Raw genomic sequence first — 16,596 nt, 5'->3', positions numbered from 1 at the left:
ACGCCGGTCAGTCGGCGTCGGACCTACGAAAGCGCGCCGCGGCCGCCGCCGACTCGCTGGCGAACCAGATGTCGGGCGCCACCGCATCGTAGGTCGACGACCCCGGTAAGTGATACGTGCCCGAGGACGCCGATGCCTTCACCGGGTAGCCGTCGGGTGCGCGGTCGGAGTCGACGAGGGGCAGGTGCGCACCGAGCGGCACCGGGGTCTTCTCACCGTCGCGGTAATACGACCCGACACCGTCTCCGGAGGCCGACTGTGCCGAACCGAATCCCAACTCCGCGTCGTCGGGCGGGGCCATGACCTCGCTGAGGTCCTCGGCCATGAGCTCTTCCAGGGACAGCGGCATCGTCAGATCGCTGACCTCCGTGGCGGGCCCGTCACCCGAGCCCGACGCCGCCACCGCACCGGAGGCTGATTGCGCGGGCGCCGGTCCGGTGGCCGCTGCCACCGTGTCCGCCGTCCCGCTGTCTGCCGCGGACGACTCCACCTCCGATGGCAGCCCTGCGGGCGGTTCGCCCATCGTCACCTCATCATCGGCCGCGGATTCTGCCTGCTCAGCCGGCTTCGTCCGGAAGCTCTCGACTGGCGCGGCGGCCTCCGGACCGACCTCGTCGAGACGTTGGGCGGCGGCCGCGACCGGTTCACCGTCGGGCTGCTCCGCGGTGGCGGCCGTCCGCGGCGCTGCAGACTGCCGGAACGTGGTGAACAACCAGATCAGGAGCAGACCCACGAGAATGAGCAGGAACGGGACCAGCAGCCACCACCAGTCGCTGCCCTCGGTCTCGTCGGCGGCATTCGTGTCAGCGCCGGAGGCACCAACACCGATGGGATTCGCGCCGGCCTGCGACGCCACGAAGAGCACGTGACTCGCCACGATCGTCGCGCCGAGCACGATTCCGGCCGTCCGCTGTGTTCGTCTGCGCGTTCTCGTCATCATGGCACCCCGACTCCGTCATCATCGAAGTTCTATCGGTCCTGTCATCCACGGCGGCACGAACCGCCCAAGATACCAATCTGTTTCATTTGCCAGTCGAACATACACCGATATCACTCCGACAACCGGTAAACGCGCGCAGGCAAATTCGCACCAAGACGTAAGGACTTGTCATTGCACTGCTGCGCGTAGGCGGATTTTTGGCCGATCTGTGACGCAAATACATTCTGCGACGCCATTTCCGGACCGCAGCACCTGCGTCAGGCGAGCCGGGAAACCTGCTCGACGAGATTCTTGTCGGTCTGCCGGACAGCTTGGCCGGCGAACGGTTCCACCAGGCTGCCGAGGGCACGTCCGGCCAGGCCACCCGGCAATGTGTAGACGAACTCGACATCGACCTGAGTCCCGGCCCCGGCGTCGACGAAGTTCCAGGTGGTGTTGGCCGAGAATCCCTCGACCGATTCAAGCCGAATGAGTTCGTTCTCGACCCATTCCACGGTTTCCACAGTCGAGGTCAGAGTCTTGGGACCCACTTTCATGGTTACCGCGAACTGCGATCCGACGCCGTCGGTGGCCTCGGTCACCGGGACGAATCTGGTGACCCCGAAGAAGAAATTCGGCACATTCTGATGATCGTTGATGTAAGCGAACACCCGATCACGTGGCACCTCCACCGACGAACTGTGGCGGATCGTCCCCATTGTTTCCTCCCGGTTGCTTCTTGACCACACCCCGACGGTCCGATATCCGTCGGAACATGCCGGATCAGGATCGCTCGACGCCCCCCGGTTCCGGCGCACCCGACTCTGCCACACCCGGAACCTGGCGGGAACTGTTTGACCGTGGTCACCGCGCTGCGGTCACGGTGTTCGCAGGCGGCATCGCCGTGTTCGCCATCAACACCTACCTGACTGCGGCATCATTGCCGACCGCCGTTGCCGAGATCGGCGGCCAGCGTCTCTACGCCTGGGTGATGACGGTCTTCCTGATCACCTCGGTGTTCTCGTCGATGTTGGTGACGCGAACGCTGTCCCATTGGGGCGCGCGGGGTGCATATCGCGTGGCCTTCGGACTGTTCGGTGTCGGCTCGCTGGTGTGTGCCCTGAGTCCGGTGATGCCGGTCATGCTGCTTGGCCGCGGATTGCAGGGACTGGGCGGCGGACTGCTGACGGGCCTGTCCTTCGCTGTCATCCGGGTGGCACTGCCCGAACGCCTCTGGGTGCGAGCCGTGGGTTTCGCATCAGCGATGTGGGGTGTCGGCAACCTCATCGGGCCGCTGCTGGGCGGCTTGTTCGCCCAGGTCGGGTTTTGGCGGGGTTCCTTTTGGCTGCTGGTGATCGCGTCTGCCGCGATGGGCGGATTGGTGCGGGCGTTGCCGGCGGGGCGGCGCGCTGAGTCCGACGCCGCATCACTGCCGGTGGCCTCGCTGGGCTGGCTCGTAGCCGCCACCGTCTGCGTGTCGGTGGCCGGCATCGTAGACGGGTTACGGGTGCCACTGATCCTCCTGGGTGTGGCGGCCGCGCTGTCGATCGGCTTCATCGTGGTCGACCGTCGCGGTGACGCCGGATTACTGCCGCGGTTGACCTACCGTATCGGCAACCCCCTCAAGTGGATATACGTCTCGATCGCGGTGCTGGCCATCGGCTCGACCGCCGAGGGTTTTGTTCCGCTGTTCGGCCAGCAGATCGCCGGGATGCCACCGCTGGTCGCCGGCATGCTCGGGGCGGCCCTGTCCTGGGGATGGTCGAGTGCGCAACTGACCAGCACCACGTGGGCCAACGGCGAGCGGGCCACCGCGGTGCGGATTCTGGGCCCGGGCGTTCTCGGCGCCGGTCTCGCGGGGTACGGAGCGCTCCAATTCGCTTCGACCCCTGGGGTCATCGCCGCCTGGTTCCTCGCGCTGTTCGTCGCCGGAGCAGGCATCGGCATGGCGTTCCCGCACATCGCGACCGCCGCCATGACCATCACCCGCGACGACACCGAGGCGGCTCGGGCGTCGGCCGGAGTCAACACGGTGCAGATGGTCGCCAACACCTTCGGATCCGCGATGGCCGGACTGCTCGTGAGCGTCGGTGCGACGGTCTCCACAGGCGCGAACCCGGCGGTCACGTCGGCACGATTTCTCGGATTCGGGTTTGCCGCGATTGCTGCCGCAGGCGTTGTCGCTGCGATCGCATCGGTGCGGCCTGCCACGGTCAGCCCCGGAAAGCAGGTCCGTCGTACTGATCGATCGTGACGAACTCGTCGACCGCCTGTCGACGCAGTTTCGTCAACTGTTTCACCGGTTTTCCGATCGGAACGACGGCTGCCACCGCGTGGTCGGCCGGTAATCCGAGCAGGTCCCGGACGGCCGGCTCCTGGGCGATCGCCATGGACGTGAGATTGCCGCCGTACCCCTCCGCTCTGGCACCCAGCAGGATGTTCCAGACCAGTGGGTAGACGCTCGCCCCACTGACCACACCCACCCGGTCGAGGAACTGATCCACCGCGGCAACGCGTCCCAGATCCACCGACACAACTAGTACCACCGGAGCTCGGCGAATCGGCTCGACGAAACTCGCTGGGACAGCGGTTTCATCGATGATGTCAGGCGCAACTGCGGTCGGTACAACGGGATTCCACGGGTTCTCGCCCGCGTTGCGTTGCGCCACATAGCGTCGGACCGTCGGCTCACCCAGTTCGCTGAGACGCTGCTTGATCTCGGCATCACGGATGACGATGATGTGGGCTCCCTGACGGTTGCCGCCGCTGGGGGCGAACCGCGCGTTGTCGAGGATGCGCCACAGCACGTCGTCGGGTAGCGGGTCGTCGGTGAACTGTCGCGCTGCGAAGGTGGTCCGCATGATGTCGTAGAGCTCCATGCGTCCACTATGCCCCGCAGGCCAGGCGCCGTCAGCGACCCGATCAGCCGTGCACCGCCGCCGACACTTTTCGCAACAGCGCGGCCAGTGACTCCCGCTCGTGCGCAGTCAACCCCGACAACGCGACCTCGTCGTCGGCGAGACGACGCGGTAGTTCGGCGTCGACCAGTGCCCGCCCGGCGTCGGTGGGTTCGAGCAGCACCACCCGCCCGTCGCGCTCGGACTTCCGGCGCACCAGCAACCCGCGGCGGGCGAGATTTTCGGTGATCTTGGTGATCGAGGCGCCGCTGAGCATCGTCGTGGAGACCACCTCGCTGGCCCGGAGCGGCCGCGGAGAGCGAGTCAACGCTCCAAGCACGTCGTACTCCGATCTCGACACCCCATGCGGCTCGAGCTGGCGGTCGAGGTGGTGGCTGCTCGCGGTGGCAATATGCTGGATGCGGCCCAGGATGCCGATCGGGCGCATATCGAACTCGGGGTATGCCTTCGCCCACTCGGCTTGGATCCGATCGACGAGGTCGGGCACTTCTGGGCCGGTCACAGCCGTCATCGTAGGCCCTGCCGGCTCGCGTCAATTTATTTCACTACTAAAATAGTGATAAAGTAACGACATGACCACATCCCTCGTCGAGCACGCGCGCGCCCGTCACGACGCGCTGACGCATGCGCTCCGGCCGTCGGTGTGGCGGGCCACGCTGTCGGCAGACCTCGCACGTCTGAGCGTCGCCGCGCCGCTACGGGTGGGATTCGCGGTGGCCTGCACACTCGTCATCGGCGGGATGACCGGGCACCGCGACGTCGCCGGCCTCGCTGCGTTGGGCGCTCTGATCGCCGCATTCTGCCGCGCGGATCCATTTCGGGTCCGCGCCGGTCGTCTCGCAGTGCTCGCGGTCGGGATCGTCACGTCGGTGGGCGTCGGCGCAGTCCTGGGCCTCACCGACGCACCGGTGGCAGCCGAGATCGCCGCCATCTCGGTACTGGCAGGCGTGGCCGCGCTCGGGGTCGCCGCCCTGCACATCACCGGCCCTGGCGCGATCGTCTTCGTGTTCGCGGCCAATGCCGCCACGGGATTCACCGACGACGCAACGGATCTCACGCGCGCACTTTCCGCGACAGCACTGGGCACCGTTGTCGGCGCGGGGGCATCGCTGGCACCGTGGATCTGGCGCCGGCACCGCGCGACGGCCATCGACTCGACACCGGTGCATTACCAATCCCGCTGGCGCACGTTGCGCCGTCGGCCGCAGCCCGACTTGCTGGTCAACAGCGGTCGAATCGTGGTTGCCACTGCGGCGAGTGCCGCCATCGCCGTCGGCATCGGTTTCTCACATCCGATGTGGGCCGCGATGGGCGCCCTCGCCGCGATGCAGGGTGTCTCCTATCACCTGACCGTCCAACGCGGCGTACAACGCCTCCTCGGCAACATCGTCGGCGCCGTCGTCGCCGCGGCATTGCTGGGTATGGGTCTCGGCTACTGGGGTGCGGTGATCGCGATCGTGGCGTGTCAGGTCATCGCGGAGATCTGGGCGCCGGTGAACTACGCGGTCACCTCGCTGGCGGTGACTCCGATGGCGCTGCTGCTCATCGCCGTGAGTGCCGGCCTCAGCCCGCAAGCAGCGATCGACCGGGTCGCCGACACTCTCATCGGGGTGGTGTTGGGGATCGTGGTGGCTGCGATGACGATCTCGGTCGGCGACCACCCGGGCCGGAGGTCGGCAGGGATGTCGCCGTGCGCCCGCGTGAACCTTGCTGAAACCACACAGTGGGCGCACACCGACCGGAGGTCGGCAAGAATGTGACAGTGCTCCCGGCAGGATTCGAACCTGCGACACCGGCTTTAGGAGAGCCGTGCTCTATCCCCTGAGCTACGAGAGCGGATCGACCGGACCGATCGAACACAGTGGAGTGTACGGCACCCCACACCCGACCCTGATGGACGCGTCCGTGGGCTGCGGACACCCGGGGAGCGCGTCGATCGCCAGCCCCCGGCCGCACCTCGAGGCGCGGCTGTCACCGCCACCTCGCCTGTGTCCCAGACCACAACTACGGTGCGGTTCACCGCTGTGACCAGCGAAAATCTGCCAGGCTGTGAGATCTGTTGATTCTCCTGCCAGGAAATGCCCGTAAACTGCGCGACGCATGACCGTCGGAAGACCAGGAGGGGTGGAGTTGCACAACGGCGCCGATACGACGCCGACGGAGACACGTGGCAGCGTCTCCGCTCCCGGCACCACCACGATGGCACCCAGCCCAGCCACAGCCGCCACTGCGCCGCCGTCGGCGAAGGCTGCGCGCGCCCACACCGCCGACCTGGTCCGTGTCCTGCTGTTCACCGGCGTCGTGATCGCGCACAGCATCAACGGAATCAACACCACCCCGGACGTCATCCGGTCCAGCAACCTCGTCGGCACCCTGCTGCACCTGACGCGCTACGGCTTCGTCGCGGTGACCCTGTTCGTGCTGGTGCTCAGCACTCGCGACCGGCCGATGGCGCCTCGCACCTTCTGGCGTCGCCGCTTCGGGCTCGTCGTCTGGCCCTATCTGCTGTGGACGATCATCTACGCGATCACCGATCACCTGGTGATCGCTGGCAACCCGTTCGGTTCACCCGGTCAGTTCTTCGGCGACCTCGCCGTGAACATGGTCGACGGGCAGGGCAAATATCAGCTTTACTTCCTGCTGATCTCGATGCAGATCTATCTGGCCTTCCCGGCCATCGCGTGGCTGTTGCGTCGCACCGAGAACCGCCACTGGGCAGTGCTCGGGGTGGCCGGGGCCATCCAGATGTCGATGTTCGTGGTGTATCAGTATCTCCCCCGGCCCAGCGGCGACGCGTGGACAGTCGTCTACGAGAACCTGTGGAAGACGCTGCCGATGTACGCCTTGTTCGTCGCGATCGGCGCACTCGCGGCTTACCACCATGAGGCGGTCGAGCGGTGGCTGCGCGACCATGTCGTGTGGGTGATCGCAGCGGGATTGATCGGCACCGCGTTCAGCGTCTCCGCCTATCTGCTGGCCACCGCCCCGGGCGACGTCCCGCTGCAGGCCAACACACCGTGGAATCCCGCCACCCTGCCGTGGCTGATCGGCGGGCTCGCACTGTTGTGGCTGGCGGCGATGGGCTGGGACGACCTGCGAGCCGCCGGCCGCTCGGTGGGCGCGCGGGCGGTCAGCATCGCGACGATTCGCGCATTCGGTGTGTTCGCCGTCCACCCACTGATCCTGGACGTGCTGGCACGGATCGGGTTCATGTCCGCACTGTTCGACTGGTTTCCCAACTCGGCCGCGCTGCGGTCCATCGCGTTGGTGGTGGTCACGTTGGCATTGTCATTGGTCGTCGTCGACCTGCTCTTGCGGACGCCGCTGAGCCGCTGGCTGGTGGCCCGGCCCCGCATTCCACTCCGCCGCGCCGAGCGATCTTCAACGATCGTTCAGAATTCACACAAGTGACGCCAGTTTTCCTGGTCGTCACATCTGCGAAATAGCTCAGGTACCTCCTGCTCATAGCGTCATATCGCTTGCACAACGAGCTTGTCGGGTGTCCGTGGTCCGGCAGGCGACGAACCCAGGAGTGACCATGAGTGGCAGCATGTCTCGCCGTCAAGCCATCGAAGCAGTGACCACCTACGAGGTGGAAACCGACGGCTTCCCCGAACCCTTGGCAGATACCTTCGGACGCAACGTCTTCACGCTCGGGGTGATGAAGAATCGGCTTCCCAAACATGTCTTCAAGGCGGTGTCGGCGACCATCGACAAGGGCGCGCCGCTCGACCCGGCATTGGCCGATTACGTCGCGGTGGCGATGAAGGACTGGGCCATCGAGAAGGGCGCCACCCACTACGCGCACGTCTTCTACCCGCTGACCGGTTTCACCGCCGAGAAGCATGACTCCTTCCTCGAGCCCGACTCCAGCGGCGCGTCGCTGGCGGAGTTCCAGGGCAAGACCCTGCTGCAGGGCGAACCGGATGCGTCGAGCTTCCCCAACGGTGGACTGCGCGGCACGTTCGAGGCGCGCGGCTACACCGGTTGGGATGTGACCAGCCCGGCCTACATTCTGGAGAACCCCAACGGCAACACCCTGTGCATCCCCACGATCTTCATCTCGTGGACCGGTGAGGCGCTCGACAAGAAGACTCCGCTGCTGCGCAGCCAGCAGGCGATGAGCAAGCAGGCCATGCGGGTGCTGGAGCTGTTCGGTCACACCGACATCGACACCGTCGTCTCCTACGCCGGCGCCGAGCAGGAGTACTTCCTGATCGACCGCCACTTCTACTTCTCGCGTCCCGACCTGATGTCGACCAACCGCACCCTGTTCGGCGCCAAGCCGTCGAAGGGTCAGGAGTTCGACGACCACTACTTCGGCGCCATCCCCGACCGGGTGCTGGCGTTCATGATCGAACTCGACCGTGAGCTCTTCAAGCAGGGCATCCCGGCCAAGACCCGGCACAACGAGGTCGCGCCAGGCCAGTTCGAGATCGCGCCGGTGTTCGAGAAGTCCAACCTCGCCCACGATCACCAGCAGCTCATGATGACCACCATGAAGAAGGTCGCCGAGCGTTACGGCATGGTGTGCCTGCTGCACGAGAAGCCGTTCGCCGGTGTCAACGGGTCAGGCAAGCACGTGAACTTCTCGCTGGGCAACAGCAACCAGGGCAACCTGCTCAACCCGGGCGACACCCCGCACGAGAACGAGCAGTTCCTGGTCTTCTGCGCCGCCATCATCCGCGGCGTGCACAAGTTCGGCGGGCTCCTGCGCTCCTCGATCGCCTCGGCGTCCAACGACCATCGCCTCGGCGCCAACGAGGCGCCGCCGGCCATCATCTCGATCTTCCTCGGCGACCAGCTCGCCGACGTCTTCGACCAGATCGCCAAGGGCGGCGCCAAGGAATCCAAGCAGACCGGTGTGCTCGAACTCGGCGTCGACACCCTGCCGCCGCTGAAGGCCGATGCCGGCGACCGCAACCGCACCAGCCCGTTCGCCTTCACCGGCAACCGCTTCGAGTTCCGTGCCCCCGGCTCCAACCAGTCGATCGCCGACCCGATGATCGCGATCAACGCGATGCTCGCCGACTCCCTCGATTACGTCGCCACCTTCCTGGAGAAGGAACTCTCCGACGGCACCGAGTTCAACTCTGCTGTGCAGAAGCTGCTCTCCGACATCATCGTCGAACACGGCAAAGTGGTGTTCAACGGCAACGGTTACTCCGACGAGTGGCAGGAGGAAGCGGCCTCACGCGGCCTACTCAACCTGCGCACCACCGTCGACGCGATGGCGCAGCTCGACGAGCCGGCCATCAAGTCGGTGATGAGCGATTACGGCATCCTGAGCAACCGTGAGCTCGAGGCGCGCAAGGAGGTCGTCCTCGAGCAGTACGCGCTCGCGCTGCTCGTCGAGGCGAAGGAGTCCCTCGAGATCGCGAAGACGATGATCCTGCCCGCCACCAACCGCTACCAGGGAGAACTGGCCGCAACCGCGGCGAGCCTGAAGGCCGCGGGCGTGGAGACCGACCATCCGGTGATGCTGACGGTGACCAAGAACCTCAAGGATCTCTACACCGCGATGGTCACGCTCGAAGAGGCCATCGACCAATTCCACGGCGACTCGGTCGAGGCCGAAGCGGAGTACGCGCTGAAGTCGTTGATCCCGGCGATGACCGAGGTCCGGGAGGTCGCCGACAAGCTCGAGACCATGGTGGCCGACGACCTGTGGCCGTTGCCGACCTATCACGAGATGCTCACCATCCTCTGATCACCGCCCGCTGATCAGCGCCGGGCGGCGCTCGGCCGCCCGGCCACGCTTCGGCGACAAGTGCCTCAGAGAACAACCCGAACAGCGGGTGTTCTCTGGGGCACTTCGCTTTCCGTACGGGGTTCGTATCCGAGTGGGGTGCGCTTCGATGAGCACAGCGTGGTTCTGCGTTGCCGGAGCGGCAGATCACCACCGACGCGTCGAACCTCGCGACGCGCAACCGATGCACAACCGCGCGGCCGGAAGGGCCTCGAGCCGGGCATCGGAGATCGGCTCACCGCAGCGCTCGCACCGCCCATAGGTACCAGCGTCCGCGCGGCTCAGCGCGGCGTCGAGTTCGTCGAGTCGCACCCGCGACCGCTCCAGCTGCGCGACCAGTTGGCCACGCTCCACCGCGAGTGTCGACCCCTCCGGGTCGTGCTCGTCGTCGGAGCTGGAGTCCGCGGTCGCCTCGATCACCGCCGCCAGACGCGCCGAGAGCTGTTCGATGAGTCGCGTCGTCTCGGTTCGTTCACTGTCCAGCACGCGCCTGATGGCGTCGCGGGCGTCGCCGGTCATCTCGATCCCCTCATCCACGTATAGCCCTCAACGACAGCGCCACCACGAGCCGCGTCGCGGGATCGTCCAGATCCATTCCGGTGAGCGCCTGTAACCGACGAATGCGGTAACGCAACGTGTTCGGGTGTACATGAAGCGCCGCAGCCGCCGTACGGACGTCGCCGAAGTGGTCGAGGTAGGTGCGCAGAGTGATGGTGAACTGGCTTCGCGTGCGTTCGTCGGTGTCGGCCAGCTCGACAACCCGACTGTCCACGAGTTCGGGGTTGGCTGCCAGATGCGCCACGATCTCACCGAGCAACACACCCGTCTGCGATTCCTCGACGGTGGCGACGTCGCCGATCAATTCGCCCTCACGTTCGGCCGCATCGAGGACCCGATCGACCTGGCCGCGCAGCCTCGGCACCGATTCGAGTCCGACGTCCGGGCCGGCGACGACCACCCGCAGGCGGGCGCCGAACTGTCGCTCGGCTGCGTCGATCGCCGCTCGCGCCCACGCCACCGTCGCCTGGGCGGCCACCCGGGGCGCGACCACATATATCCGGGAGCCCAGCGTCCCGGTCACCGACAACGGGCTGAATGCGCTGGCGTGCAGGGTGACCGCCGAAAGCTCGCCTGGGCCGATCGATCCGGCCGGCGACGACGCGAGACCGGCCACCACTACGGTCGCGTCAGGCACCATTCCGAGTTGCGCCGCAAGGTACTCGGGGTCCACGATCTCACCGCGTACCCCGAGTAGCCGGCGGACGGTCACGGCGTGGTCGTTCCCGCGGGCCCGGCCACGCGAGATCACCCGCGCCGCGACGGCGGCCGCGCCGGTCAACACGTCGTCGGTATCCTCGGCGAAGTCGACGGCGCCTCGTTGCAGCCAGATGGCCCCGAGGAACTCCCCCACCGCCGAGCCCGCCGCCCGGATCGCCACCGCACGCCGCGCGCGGATGCCGAGGTCGGCGTGTTCGTCCACCCGAATCACCTCCGACGACGTGCGCAGCGTGTCCATCACCCCCCAGGTCCGCAGCCAGGCCATCATCTCCGGCGGACCCTCGCGGCCCAGGATCGAAAGCCTGCGCAATTCGTCCGCTTCGTCGCCGGCGCGGCTGTAGGCCAGTACATGCGACCGTTCGTCCTCGATACTCACCAGAGCACGGGTGCGTCGAGCTAGTTCGGCCGCAAGGTCGAAGAGGTCGCCGGTGGCGCCCGTCCGCATCGATTCGCCCTGCGACTCACCGCCCGCCTCGGCCTCCAGCACGCGCATGATGAGGTGATAGATCCGCTCCCATCGGGCATGCGGGTCGACGGCGACCACCGCGGTTCCGGTGGCCTCTGCACGTACCACGACCTGCGCCGATGGCGATTTACAGAACACCGCGACCGGCGCGCGGGAGTCGAGGCCGCACAGCCAACTGTGCAGCGTGTCGTCGGGGACCCCGACGAACAGGAACATGTCCGCTCCACGCGCCGCGCGTCCCAGACCGAGACGGACGTCGTCGACATCCAGCAGCGCTGCGGAGGAGACGATCGCGTCGAGACCCGCGGGTGCGGTGATCAACTGCGCGACCGTACGGTCCAAGGCCAGTAGCAGCCGTCCGATGGATACACCTGCGGACACGGACATGATTCCAGTATGCCTGCGGTTCGTTGTTCGATCCGACAAAGAGTCCGATATCGCGTTGGCCGATGAGCCATGTCCTCGTCGCCGCACACGCGGTGAAGTAAGCACATGGATGCCGTCACCAGTCCCCCTCGACCGACCAACGAACCGGTACACACCTATGCGCCGGGTAGCGCCGAACGCAGCCTGATCGTCGCCGAACTCGACCGCTGCTCCGCCGCCGACCCGCAGCACCTGCCGCACATCATCGGCGGGCGTGAGTGCTCCGGCACCGGCCCACTCGTCGATGTAGTCCAGCCGCATGCCCACCACGAGGTCCTCGGCACCATCACCAACGCGACCCACGACGACGCCCGCGCGGCGGTCGATGCCGCGCTCGTGGCGGCGCCGCAGTGGGCGTCCACCACATTCGACGAGCGCGCCACCGTACTGCTGCGCGCGGCCGATCTGTTGAGCGGTCCGTGGCGTGAGCGCATCGCCGCGGCAACGATGCTCGGACAGTCGAAATCGGTGCAGCAGGCCGAGATCGACGCACCCTGTGAGCTGATCGACTTCTGGCGATTCAACGTCGCCTTTGCCCGTGAGATCCTTGCCGAGCAACCGATCTCATCACCGGGGGTGTGGAACCGCCTCGACCACCGGCCGCTCGACGGTTTCGTGTATGCCATCACCCCGTTCAACTTCACCGCCATCGCCGGCAACCTGCCGACGGCTCCGATGTTGATGGGCAACACCGTGATCTGGAAACCCTCACCCACCCAGGCATATGCCGCTGCCGAGACGATGGCACTGTTACGTGCCGCCGGACTGCCCGACGGGGTCATCAACCTCGTGCACGGCGACGGGAAGGAACTCTCCGAGGTGGTTCTACCCAACCAGAATCTGGCGGGCATCCACTTCACCGGTTCCACGGCGACATTCCAGCACCTGTGGCGCGAGGTGGGCGGCCACATCGACCGCTACCGCAACTATCCTCGCATCGTCGGGGAAACCGGCGGCAAGGACTTCATCGTCGCCCACAGCTCGGCCGACCCGGACGTCGCACGCACCGCCCTGATCCGTGGCGCCTTCGAATATCAGGGGCAGAAGTGTTCGGCCGCCTCACGCGCCTACGTGGCCCGCTCGGTGTGGGACCGCATGGGTGATGACTTCCTCACCGAAGCAACAGAACTGACCTATGGAGATGTGCGTGACCTGTCGAACTTCGGTGGCGCGGTCATCGACCGTCGTGCGTTCGCCAAGAGCGTTGCCGCCATAGATCGCGCCAAGACGGTACCCCATCTCACCGTGGCCACCGGTGGCGAATGCGACGACAGCGAAGGCTATTTCGTCCGACCCACCGTTCTGCTGGCAGATGATCCGACCGATGACGCATTCGCCACGGAATACTTCGGTCCCATCCTGGCGGTCCATGTCTTCGACGACGACACGTTCGACGACACCTTGCGCCTGGTGGATACGACCGCCAAGTATGCGCTGACCGGCGCAGTGATCGCCACCGACCTCGACGCCATCGCGAACGCGTCCGGCGTCTTGCGGCAGGCGGCGGGCAATTTCTACATCAATGACAAACCGACCGGGGCCGTCGTCGGCCAGCAACCCTTTGGAGGCGCCCGCGGATCGGGAACCAACGACAAGGCCGGCTCCAAGGCGAACCTGATGCGGTGGACCTCCACCCGCACCATCAAGGAGACCTTCGTGCCACCGACCGCATCGTCGTATCCGCACATGCGCAGCGATCTGTCATGAGTCTGTTCGACGCCACCCTGCGACCGATGATCCTCGCGGCCGCCGGCAGCAACCGGATCCGGGAGACCGCACAGCGGACGGCGATGACCCGGCAGGTGGTCGAGCGGTTTGTTCCCGGGGAGACGCAGGTCGACGTCCTCGCCGCAATTCACGGGTCGCTCGATGCGGGACTCGCGGTCAGCGTCGACTTCCTGGGTGAGGACACCACCGACGACGCGCAGGCCACGGCCACTGTCGAGGCCTACCTCGACCTCATCACAGCGATGGGGCGGCTTTCCCTGGCCGGGACCGCAACCACTGCCCTGGAGGTGTCGGTGAAACTCACCGCGCTGGGCCAATCCCTGTCCGACCACGGCGCCAAGATCGCCGAGGAGAACGCCCGTAGGATCGCCGCCGCGGCACACGACGCGGGTGTGCTGGTCACCATCGACGCCGAGGATCACACGGGCGTGGAGACACGTCTCGGCATCGTCCGCAGCCTGCGCAGTGATTTCCCAGAAGTCGGCACCGTCCTACAGGCATACCTGCGCCGCACCGAGGACGACTGTGTCGAGTTCGCCAGATCGGGTGCGCGGATCCGGCTGTGCAAGGGCGCCTACGCCGAACCTGCGTCGGTCGCCTATCCGACTCGCGAACTCACTGACGAGTCCTACCTACGCTGCCTGCGAATCCTCATGAAGGGCGACGGGTATCCGATGGTCGCCAGCCATGATCCGGTCATCATCGACGCGGCGCAGACGATGGCCGATGAACTCGAACGTACCCCGGACTCGTGGGAACACCAGATGCTCTACGGAATTCGCTCCGATGAACAGAAGCGGCTGGCGGCCACGGGTCGTCGTATACGCGTCTACATCCCGTACGGCAGCGAGTGGTACGGATACTTCGTTCGCCGACTCGCCGAGAAGCCGGCCAATCTCGGATTCTTCTTACGCGCGCTGGCCGGCTGATTGCACACAGAGAACCACGGCCATCACCGCAGCGGCTGAGCCCGTTTCACCTGATCGGCGGCCCGAGCAGCGTCGAGATCGACATCGGCGGTGAGGACGGCCGGACCTACGTGCAGAACACCTGAGGTCAGCGGTTGCGTCCGCAGGCCGCCGCGACCGATCAGCGCCTTGCGCACCCCTTCTCCGGCAACGGTGTCCATCCAGGAACACGGGTGTGCCGGGCGGCCGCCACGGAAGCGAATCGGGCCGCTCCCGGAGTTGATGGTGAACTCGTGTGCTCGCAACGGGTCGAGTTCGAGGCCGCGTACCACCACATTGCGTCGCGCCACTGAGGGGTCGACGTCTCCGGCGGCGGCCTGCCACGCCTCGAGTGCGAGAAAGGTGACCGCGGCCTCGGTGTGCGCACGGACGCCGAAGAAGCGATCGCCGCGAATTCCCTTGTCTGCGACGATCTCCACTTGTTCCGGCGTTGACGTCTGCACCAGCACGGCCGGACCGTCCTTCGGTCTGCCGAAGTACGCGTGGGCCGGTGAGACCAACAGCGAGACGATCTCGAAAGAGTACTCCACGCCCTCGAGAGTAAAGTCACCCGCGCTCGCGCGCCGAGACGTAGTGCAGCCCGCGGAACACCGCACTGCTCGCGAACACCGACGCATCGAGTTCGACCTCGCGGTGCCGCGCCATCCGCAGTGCCAGCCGCAACAGCATCTTGATGTCGCGCGGCGTGATGTCGGGGAAGCCGCCGACGAGGTCGTCGAGTAGATCCTCGCCGAGCACCACATCGTTGCCGGCCGCGAGGATCTGCCAGATCTCCCGGGCGTGTTTGGGCCCCGGCGGCTGATACTCGATGACAGCGGCACAGCGCGCCAGGATCGCCTCGTCGACACCGCCGACGCGATTGGTCGTCAGGAACAGCAAACCGTCGAAATACTCCAGAGTGCGCAGGAATTCGGCGACTATGGCGTTCTGCGCCAGATCCAGGCCGCGCTCCATCACGAACACGTCCGCCTCGTCGAGCAGCAGCACCGCATCCCAGCGCTTGGTCCGGTCGAAGATCACCTCGAGATTCTTGCGCACGAGTTCGGCGGTGGTGCCGAGTGAGCCGGAATGGATCGAGTACAGCGGGCGCCCCGTCACCTCTGCGTACACCTCGGCGGTGAGCGTCTTCCCCACGCCCGGTCGCCCCTTGGCCAGGATCACGTTGCCGGCCGACTTGCCATCGATGATGTCTCCGGTGAACACCGAGATGTCGGTGGTCAAGATGTTCAGCAGTTCCCGCTGCTCGTCGGGCAACACCAGCTTGTCCTGCAGATGCACATCGTAGACATAGGTATCCAGGTCGGCGGTGTTGACGTCCAGGAAATCCTGCGCCCCGAGATCGAAGACGCGCACTGCTGTGATGACCGGCACCGGACCGTAGTCGGTGCCGGACTCGTCGTCACCGAACAGGATCGACGGCGCGACCATCCGCAGGGCGGCGATCTCGCCCGGCGCGACGTCCTGGATCACCTTGCGGTTGTCGCGTTTGTTCGGTGCACGGTAGTCGTCGGTGCGGATCACCCGGCCGGTGAACCGGAACTGGGTGCCGAACCCGGTGTCGATCACCTCGTGGTATCGGTCGCGCCGAATCTCATACGCCGCCTTGAGCTCCGGCGTCTCCTTGTAGGCCCCGCCGGCGGCCAGGACATCGGCAGGTACCTTGCCGACCACCTCGGTCTCCTCGAACACCAGCAGCCGGGGTGCCCGCGACGGGCGCTTGACCGTCGCGTTGTCGGCCTCCATCGTCACCTTGATGCGCGGCCCGTGGGTGCGGTCGGCGTGCTCCAGGGTGATGTCGGTGACCAGATACGGATGCAGATGTCCGTCGGATTCCCGCACATAAAGCCAGCCGTCGATCATGTCCGCACGCAGGAAACTGCGGAAGATCTCGGTGGCGGCGTCGATGTGCGGGATCACCGGGAACCTACCGGCGCGGGCCGACTGGATCGCATTGACCGCGCGGGCGAAGGACTCCGCCCCGTGTGCCTGCGCGGTCTCGGCCAGGTCGGCCAGCGCCGCGTCGGTGAGATCCCGATCGGCGATCGCCAATTCCGCGGACCGCCACGACTGAGCCTGGTGTCGCACGCCGGCGAGGTCAGCGCAGGACGTGGCACCGACCACCGCGGTGGGTGCGACGAGCATCC

14 protein-coding genes and 1 tRNA gene are annotated in these 16,596 nt (G+C 66.3%); 6 read left to right on the top strand and 9 right to left on the bottom strand.

The annotated features are described in order from the left end of the window. Nucleotides 1-7 precede the first annotated feature (7 nt). Nucleotides 8-940, bottom strand: coding sequence for a sunset domain-containing protein (locus tag L1892_RS20540; RefSeq protein ID WP_235725508.1), 933 nt, complete (start codon nt 938-940; stop codon nt 8-10). A 257-nt stretch (nt 941-1,197) separates the two neighbouring features. After that, nucleotides 1,198-1,638 (bottom strand): SRPBCC family protein, encoded by a 441-nt coding sequence (locus L1892_RS20535; protein WP_235725506.1) that lies wholly within the window; start codon nt 1,636-1,638, stop codon nt 1,198-1,200. 56 nt (nt 1,639-1,694) lie between these two features. Between L1892_RS20535 and L1892_RS20530 the strand changes: the two genes are divergently transcribed. After that, nucleotides 1,695-3,173, top strand: a complete 1,479-nt coding sequence (locus L1892_RS20530; protein WP_235725505.1) for an MFS transporter — start codon at nt 1,695-1,697, stop codon at nt 3,171-3,173. Here L1892_RS20530 and L1892_RS20525 read toward each other — a convergent pair. Both L1892_RS20525 and L1892_RS20520 read right to left on the bottom strand, forming a co-directional pair. Beyond that, a complete protein-coding gene (locus L1892_RS20525; protein ID WP_235725503.1) occupies nt 3,133-3,798 on the bottom strand; it encodes a nitroreductase family protein in 666 nt (221 codons plus the stop codon). The two genes, L1892_RS20530 and L1892_RS20525, sit on opposite strands and share 41 nt — an antisense overlap. 43 nt (nt 3,799-3,841) lie before the next feature. After that, entirely contained in the window at nt 3,842-4,339 is a 498-nt protein-coding gene (locus tag L1892_RS20520; protein ID WP_372475334.1) for a MarR family winged helix-turn-helix transcriptional regulator, read from the bottom strand. 70 nt (nt 4,340-4,409) lie between these two features. Here L1892_RS20520 and L1892_RS20515 point away from each other — a divergent pair, with 70 nt between their 5' ends. Then, complete coding sequence (locus L1892_RS20515) at nt 4,410-5,597, top strand: FUSC family protein (RefSeq protein ID WP_235725500.1); 1,188 nt, start codon at nt 4,410-4,412, stop codon at nt 5,595-5,597. A gap of 3 nt (nt 5,598-5,600) precedes the next feature. Here the strand turns inward: L1892_RS20515 and L1892_RS20510 are convergent. After that, a tRNA-Arg gene (locus tag L1892_RS20510) sits at nt 5,601-5,673 on the bottom strand. A 264-nt stretch (nt 5,674-5,937) separates the two neighbouring features. Between L1892_RS20510 and L1892_RS20505 the strand changes: the two genes are divergently transcribed. Further along, nucleotides 5,938-7,248 (top strand): acyltransferase, encoded by a 1,311-nt coding sequence (locus L1892_RS20505; protein ID WP_372475333.1) that lies wholly within the window; start codon nt 5,938-5,940, stop codon nt 7,246-7,248. Nucleotides 7,249-7,375: 127 nt separating this feature from the next. Beyond that, complete coding sequence (locus L1892_RS20500; protein ID WP_235725498.1) at nt 7,376-9,547, top strand: glutamine synthetase III family protein; 2,172 nt, start codon at nt 7,376-7,378, stop codon at nt 9,545-9,547. 186 nt (nt 9,548-9,733) lie between these two features. Here the strand turns inward: L1892_RS20500 and L1892_RS20495 are convergent, their stop codons facing one another. Together L1892_RS20495 and L1892_RS20490 are read right to left on the bottom strand one after the other, a co-directional pair. After that, nucleotides 9,734-10,105, bottom strand: a complete 372-nt coding sequence (locus L1892_RS20495; protein ID WP_268900523.1) for a TraR/DksA family transcriptional regulator — start codon at nt 10,103-10,105, stop codon at nt 9,734-9,736. A gap of 10 nt (nt 10,106-10,115) precedes the next feature. Beyond that, nucleotides 10,116-11,717 (bottom strand): PucR family transcriptional regulator, encoded by a 1,602-nt coding sequence (locus L1892_RS20490; protein WP_235725495.1) that lies wholly within the window; start codon nt 11,715-11,717, stop codon nt 10,116-10,118. A gap of 105 nt (nt 11,718-11,822) precedes the next feature. Between L1892_RS20490 and pruA the strand changes: the two genes are divergently transcribed. Together pruA and L1892_RS20480 are read left to right on the top strand one after the other, a co-directional pair. Further along, on the top strand, nt 11,823-13,463 hold the full coding sequence (pruA, locus tag L1892_RS20485; RefSeq protein ID WP_235725493.1) for an L-glutamate gamma-semialdehyde dehydrogenase: 1,641 nt from the start codon (nt 11,823-11,825) through the stop codon (nt 13,461-13,463). After that, on the top strand, nt 13,460-14,413 hold the full coding sequence (locus L1892_RS20480; RefSeq protein ID WP_235725492.1) for a proline dehydrogenase family protein: 954 nt from the start codon (nt 13,460-13,462) through the stop codon (nt 14,411-14,413). The genes pruA and L1892_RS20480 overlap by 4 nt, the downstream gene beginning before the upstream one ends. Nucleotides 14,414-14,436: 23 nt before the next feature. On the opposite strand, the gene L1892_RS20475 is transcribed toward L1892_RS20480, so the two are convergent. Both L1892_RS20475 and L1892_RS20470 read right to left on the bottom strand, forming a co-directional pair. After that, on the bottom strand, nt 14,437-14,982 hold the full coding sequence (locus L1892_RS20475) for a molybdenum cofactor biosysynthesis protein (protein ID WP_235725490.1): 546 nt from the start codon (nt 14,980-14,982) through the stop codon (nt 14,437-14,439). 16 nt (nt 14,983-14,998) lie between these two features. Continuing rightward, complete coding sequence (locus L1892_RS20470) at nt 14,999-16,594, bottom strand: AAA family ATPase (RefSeq protein WP_235725489.1); 1,596 nt, start codon at nt 16,592-16,594, stop codon at nt 14,999-15,001. Nucleotides 16,595-16,596 lie beyond the last annotated feature (2 nt).

It is taken from the genome of Gordonia tangerina (genome assembly GCF_021556435.1).
GTDB lineage: Bacteria > Actinomycetota > Actinomycetes > Mycobacteriales > Mycobacteriaceae > Gordonia > Gordonia tangerina.
This window is presented reverse-complemented; position numbering and strand designations above follow the sequence as displayed.